Origin of the sequence: Patulibacter medicamentivorans, from assembly GCF_000240225.1 — a bacterium.
GTDB lineage: Bacteria > Actinomycetota > Thermoleophilia > Solirubrobacterales > Solirubrobacteraceae > Patulibacter > Patulibacter medicamentivorans.
This window is the reverse complement of record NZ_AGUD01000142.1, coordinates 1-5874: the sequence shown is the minus strand read 5'-3', so window position 1 is coordinate 5874 and position 5874 is coordinate 1. Positions and strand designations below refer to the sequence as shown.

6 protein-coding genes, 1 tRNA gene and 1 pseudogene are annotated in these 5874 nt (G+C 73.3%); 2 read left to right on the top strand and 6 right to left on the bottom strand.

All coding sequences use genetic code 11. The features are described from left to right. Window positions 1–506: pseudogene (locus PAI11_RS10430) on the top strand (hypothetical protein); the annotation flags it as partial. On the opposite strand, the gene pdxT reads toward PAI11_RS10430, so the two are convergent. From pdxT to PAI11_RS10415, 3 genes are all read right to left on the bottom strand, one after another. After that, window positions 503–1084 (bottom strand): pyridoxal 5'-phosphate synthase glutaminase subunit PdxT, encoded by a 582-nt coding sequence (gene pdxT / locus PAI11_RS10425; RefSeq protein ID WP_007574068.1) that lies wholly within the window; start codon window positions 1082–1084, stop codon window positions 503–505. The pseudogene PAI11_RS10430 and the gene pdxT overlap by 4 nt on opposite strands. Before the next feature lie 44 nt (window positions 1085–1128). Then, window positions 1129–2013, bottom strand: a complete 885-nt coding sequence (gene pdxS, locus PAI11_RS10420; protein WP_007574066.1) for a pyridoxal 5'-phosphate synthase lyase subunit PdxS — start codon at window positions 2011–2013, stop codon at window positions 1129–1131. 89 nt (window positions 2014–2102) lie between these two features. Then, on the bottom strand, window positions 2103–2978 hold the full coding sequence (locus PAI11_RS10415) for a MurR/RpiR family transcriptional regulator (protein WP_007574065.1): 876 nt from the start codon (window positions 2976–2978) through the stop codon (window positions 2103–2105). Between the two features lie 153 nt (window positions 2979–3131). Here PAI11_RS10415 and PAI11_RS10410 point away from each other — a divergent pair. Further along, window positions 3132–3205 (top strand) — tRNA-Ile (locus PAI11_RS10410). Window positions 3206–3313: 108 nt separating this feature from the next. On the opposite strand, the gene PAI11_RS10405 is transcribed toward PAI11_RS10410, so the two are convergent. From PAI11_RS10405 to PAI11_RS10395, 3 genes are read right to left on the bottom strand one after another with little or no spacing between them, the layout of a single operon-like run. Further along, window positions 3314–3772: a cupin domain-containing protein gene (locus tag PAI11_RS10405; RefSeq protein ID WP_007574063.1), complete on the bottom strand. Its 459-nt coding sequence runs from the start codon at window positions 3770–3772 to the stop codon at window positions 3314–3316. A 49-nt stretch (window positions 3773–3821) separates the two neighbouring features. Further along, window positions 3822–4793 (bottom strand): DUF808 domain-containing protein, encoded by a 972-nt coding sequence (locus PAI11_RS10400; RefSeq protein WP_007574062.1) that lies wholly within the window; start codon window positions 4791–4793, stop codon window positions 3822–3824. A 10-nt stretch (window positions 4794–4803) separates the two neighbouring features. Further along, window positions 4804–5742: an SAM-dependent methyltransferase gene (locus PAI11_RS10395; protein WP_007574060.1), complete on the bottom strand. Its 939-nt coding sequence runs from the start codon at window positions 5740–5742 to the stop codon at window positions 4804–4806. Window positions 5743–5874: the final 132 nt, after the last annotated feature.

Below are 5874 nucleotides of genomic sequence, written 5' to 3'. Positions count from 1 at the left end.
CGCCGCACGAGGTCGCCACGGTCGAGCCCGCTCCCGCCGCGCCCCTGCCCGTCCCGATCGCCGCTGCGCCGCCCTCGGACGCCGTGCCCGCCGCGCCTTCGCCGCCGCACGACGAGCCGCCGCCGGCGCGGGAGCCGGACGTCGCGCACGACGCGGTTCAGCCGCCGTCCTACGCGGCCGTCCCCGCTCCCGAGCCCGCATCCGCCGAGCCGCTGCACGCCGACCCGCACCCGCAGCCGGAGCAGCCGACGACGGTGCTGCCGGCCACCATCACCGCCGGCGGTGCCCCGCCGGCGACCGCCGCGCCGCGATCGCACGGCGTCGTCGCGACCGTCGTCCGGCAGCTGGGGATCCCGGCCGTGCTGCTGGTGATCGTCCTGCTCGCCGCGCTCGCCGCCGCCGGCGTCTTCAGCAGCGACGACCAGACCCCGACGCCGACGTCGCCGGCGCGGCAGACGGTGCCGACCGACCCGTCGCAGCTGCCGCCGCTCGAGATGCCGCGCTAGGCGGCGTCGCGAGCGCCGCCGCCGGCCGCGGCGACGGCGGCCACGAAGCGCTCGTGGATGCGCGCGTCGTCGGTCAGCTCGGGATGGAAGGCGTAGCCCTCGATCGCTCCCGATCGCACGCCGACGACCGCGCCATCGACCTCGGCCACGACCTCGACGCCGGGTGGGCCGGGACCGATCTCGGTCACCCGGGGGGCGCGGATGAAGACGGCCCGGATCGGCCCGTCGTCGAGGCCGGCGACCGTCACGTCGCTCTCGAAGCTGCGGATCTGGCGACCGAACGCGTTGCGCTCGCAGGCGATCGGCAGCACGCCGAGGTGGTCGCGGTCGAGCAGGATCAGCCCGGCGCAGGTGGCCAGCAGCGGCCGGCCGGACGCGGCGAAGCGCCGCAGCGGCTCGGCCAGGCCCTCGCGGGCGATGCCGAGCGTCATCGTCGTGCTCTCGCCGCCGGGCAGCACCAGCCCGTCGAGTCCCTCGAGCCCGGCCGGGGTGCGGACCTCGCGGACCGTCGCCCCGCACGCCCGCAGCAGCTGGGCGTGCTCGACGACCCCGCCCTGGAGGGCGAGGATCCCGATCACCGGGCCCCGCCCGTCCGCCGAGCCGGTTCCGCCCTCGCCCACGCTCACCAGCCGCGGCCGGCGAGCAGCTCGTCGTCGGCGAGCTTGCGCGCCTCGAGGCTCTGCATCGCCTGGCCGAGGCCGGTCGAGACCTCGACCAGCCGGGCGGCGTCCTGGAAGTGGGTGGTCGCCGCGACGACCGCCTCGGCGCGGCGCGCCGGGTCCTCGGACTTGAAGATGCCGGAGCCGACGAAGACCGACTCGGCGCCGAGCTGCATCATCAGCGCGGCGTCGGCCGGGGTCGCGATCCCGCCGGCCGAGAACAGCGGCACCGGCAGCTTGCCCTCGCGGGCGACCCAGCGGACCAGCTCGAGCGGGGCCTGCAGGTTCTTGGCCGCCGTGCCGAGCTCGGCCCCGTCGAGGGTGCCGAGGCGCTTGATCTCGCCCCGGATCGAGCGAATGTGGCGGACCGCCTCGACGACGTCGCCGGTGCCGGCCTCGCCCTTGGAGCGGATCATGCAGGCGCCCTCGGCGATCCGCCGGAGGGCCTCGCCGAGGTTGGTCGCGCCGCAGACGAAGGGGACGTCGAAGGCCCACTTGTCGATGTGGTTGGCCTCGTCGGCCGGCGTCAGGACCTCGGACTCGTCGACGTAGTCGACCTCGAGCGCCTGCAGGATCTGGGCCTCGACGAAGTGGCCGATCCGGGCCTTCGCCATCACCGGGATCGAGACGGCCTCCTGGATGCCCTTGATCATCTCCGGGTCGCTCATGCGGGCGACCCCGCCGTCGCGGCGGATGTCCGAGGGCACCCGCTCCAGGGCCATGACGGCCGCCGCACCGGCAGCCTCGGCGATCCGGGCCTGCTCGGCGTCGACGACGTCCATGATCACGCCACCGCGAAGCATCTCCGCGAGGCCGGTCTTGACACGGATGGTCGATTCGTCGCGCATTCGACCATCGAGTGTAGACGCGAGTGGACGGCCGAGAACGGCCGCCCAGCGGTCCATTCCCCGATCGGTGGACCGGCGCGCGCGAGCGGCTACTTCAGCCGGTAGGCGCGGATCCGGTCCGCGCGGGCGCCGTCGTTGGCGTAGACGCCCTGGGCGAGCGCCTGCAGCAGCGACAGCAGGGCGACGTGCGAGCGCACGAACGACGGGCTGTTCGACGAGTAGAAGAGCGAGTGGTGCGCGAGCTTCGCGGCCTCGGACAGGGTCGCGTCGGTGATCGCGATCGTCTTGGCGCGCCGGTGGCGCGCCAGCTGCAGCGCGCGGACCACCAGCGGGTGCGCGCGGCCGGCGGTGATGCCGACGAGGACCGCGTTCTCGTCCAGGCGGGCGAGCCGGGCGCGGGCCTCCTGCGCATGGCTGGCGACGATGTCCGTCTGAACGCCGAGCAGCATCAGCAGGTGGCGGAAGTAGGTGCCGAAGTAGGCGACCTGGTCCGCGGCGACGATGATCACGCGGTCGGCCTTGCCGATGTCGGCGACGGCCTGCTCCAGGACGCTGCGCGAGACGCGGCGCGCGGTCTCCTCGACGGCCAGGTGGTCGGCGGCGATCGACGCCTCGCCGGGGCTCTGGTCGAGGCCGAACAGCGGCTCGCTCTCGCCCCCGCCTCCCCCGCGCGCCTCGACCCGGCGGCGGTACTCGTCGCGGGCGGCGTCCTGCAGGTCTGGGAATCCGTGGAAGCCCAGCGCCTGACTGAACCGCACGACCGTCGAGCTCGAGGTGTTCGCGCGCCGCGCGAGCTCCTCGGCCGTCTGGAAGGCGACCTCGTCGAGGTGGTCGACGATGTACTGCGCGACGTCCTTCTGGGACCGCGAGAACTCGTCGAAACGCGACTGGATGTACTCGGTGAGCGTCTGGTGATCGACGATCGGCGCGAGTGCGGTCGGGGAAGTTGAGGCCGTGCGCTTCATGGGCGCTGACCTGTTCTTCCTCACGGCCGCCGTTCCTTCCCGGCGGGTCGTGATCCGTCCGACCGATCTGTCTCGCCACGACCCGGATCGACGACGCTACGAACCGGCCGGCCGCTCTGACAGGCTGAGGTCCGCGACGACGCTCGCGTCGGCGGGCCGGTAGCTCAATTGGTCAGAGCAGCGGACTCATAATCCGTCAGATCCAGGTTCGAGTCCTGGCCGGCCTACTCGCGAACTCCCGGCTCTGGCCCTGGATCCGGCTGCCGACCTGGCGGACCGAGACCTTCAGGCCGGGGGCGCCGCGAGCGCGAGCGTTCCGACCAGCCGCCGCGCCGCTATCCGCGCAGCGGCGGGCCGACGACGTCCATCCCGGCCTCGGCGCCGAGCGTGGAGAACGCGCTCGGGTCGAACGCCGGCAGTGCGGCGAAGCGATCGAAGAAGCGCTCCATCCCGGAGGGCGTGAACAGGACGAGGATCCGCGCCGGACGCTCGCCGGCGTTCTGGAAGCAGTGCGGCGTCCCGCGCGGGACGAACACGAACGACCCGGCCGGCGCATCCGCCACCTCGTCGCCGAGGCGGAAGCGCAGGGCTCCGTCGATCACGTACCACGCCTCGTCCTCGGCGCCGTGGGTGTGCAGGGGCGGACCGTCCCCGGGAGCGATCACGTTCTCGAGCGCCGTGAGCGCCCCACCGGTCTGCTCGCCACGGACCTTGAACGTCAGCGGCCCGCCCGCCGGGCCCTCGACCGCGTGGCCCTCTCCGGGCAGGACGACGACTGGGGCGATCTGCGACATGCGCGGATCTTGCCACCCCGATGGGCACGACCCCAGCAGCCGCGGATGCTCACGCGGCCTCGAGCGGGCCGCCCTCCGTGGTCACCTCGTCGCCGCCGTGGTGGTGGACCCGGTGCATGACGGCGACGACGATCGCCCCGACGATCACGCCGAGGATCGCGGAGGCGACGGTGTTGGTCAGCCATCCGCCGACGCCGCCGAGCGCGCCGAGGGCGTGGTGGACGTCCTGCTCGAGGTGGTGGACCTGGTGGTAGGGCCACGCGGCGCCGAGGTCCTTCAGGCCGACGAGCAGGATGTGACCGCCGACCCAGAGCATCGCCGCGATGCCGACCGTCGACAGCACCGACAGGACCACCGGCATGCCGCGAACCAGGCCGCGGCCGAGCGACGCGACGGCCCCCTCGCCGGTCCGCGCCAGGCGCAGGCCGACGTCGTCCATCTTGACGATCAGGGCGACCGCGCCGTACACCAGCGCGGTGATCGCGAACGCGACCGCGACCAGGATGACGGCGCGAGCGAGGAGCGGCTCGTCGGTGACCTCGTTGAGCGAGATCACCATGATCTCCGCCGAGAGGATGAAGTCCGTGCGGATCGCCCCGCCGACCAGCGCCTCCTCGTCGCCGGGGCCCTGCGCGGCGGTCTCGTCCCCCGCGTCGTGGCGGTGCGGGCCGACGGCCTCCCACAGCTTCTCCGCTCCCTCGAAGCAGAGGTAGGCGCCGCCGACCATCAGCAGCGGGGTCAGCAGCCAGTCGACCAGCTCGCTGAGCAGCAGGATGACCGGCAGGATGAAGACGATCTTGTTGCGGAGCGATCCGATCGCGATCCGCTTGATCATCGGCAGCTCACGCTCGGGCTTGAAGCCCTGCACGTAGCGCGGCGTGACGGCGGCGTCGTCGACGATCACGCCGGCGGCCTTGACGCTCGCGCGGCCGGCGCCGGCCGCGACGTCGTCGATCGATGCGGCCGCGGCGCGCGCCAGGACGGCGACGTCGTCGAGCAGCGCGGCGAGTCCAGCGCTCATCCGGTCGTCCCTACCGGCGCGTGGCCACGATCAGGATCAGCGGCTCGGACTTCGTCCGCACGAGCAGGCGGCTGACCGCCTGGACCACGACCTGGGCCGCCGGGCGCTTGAGCCACGCGCGCGAGACCGCCATCCGCACGAAGATCGGGAACGCCTGGGCGATCTCGGCCTGCGGCGAGACGGTCCGGACCGCCGCCTCGATCTCGCGGATCGAGACCCCGGTCAGGAACGTCGTCGCGGTCTGGACCTCGTTGAGATCCGGCCGGCGGGGCTTGATCAGGCGGCGCATGTAGGGCGCCTTCAGCCGCGACGGCAGCTGGTGGTAGAACGGGAACCGCGGGCCGTAGTGGAAGAGGTCGAACGGCATCCGCCGGTTCGGCCCGCAGATCAGCAGCATCGTGCCGCCCGGCTTCAGGACCCGGATCATGTTCTCGACCGCGCGTCGGCGAGCGTCGCGATCGGGGATGTGCTCGAGCATCCCGACCGAGATCGAGAAGTCGAAGCGATCGGCCAGGTCGCCGACCGGCTCGGTGATGTCGCCGTCGCGGACGATCTCGGCGATCTCCTGCTCGCTCGCCCCGCGCGAGCGCAGCAGTCCCTCCGCCGCCGAGCGCGAGTGCGCCTGGCCGGTGTAGATGTCGATCCCGACCGGCCGCATCCCGAGCGCCCGCGCCTGGGTCACGAACCCCCCGCCGCCGCAGCCGATGTCGAGGATCGACCGGCCCTCGAGGCTGCCGCCGCCGGCCGCCTCGAGGATCGCGAAGCACTTGGTGAAGTTCAGCGGGACGACCTCGGGGTTGTCGAGGTAGTCGGTGCGCCAGCGGCCCGCGGCGTCCTCGGCGGCGGGCTCGGCGTCGACCGCGGCGGCGATCCGCGCCGCCATCGCGTCGCAGGCCCCCTGGTCGACCGTGGCCAGTGCTGCCGAGACTCCCGCGTGCTGTTCGCCCATGCCGGTGGTTCCCCCGTCGATCGCGGAGCTCCGCGATCGACCCGCGGCGCCCTGGGCGCGGATCCTACTGGCGGTGCCCGCGAGCGCTAGTTGTAGGTCCTAAGGACGTTGTTCCATCCGGGGTGCTCCGTT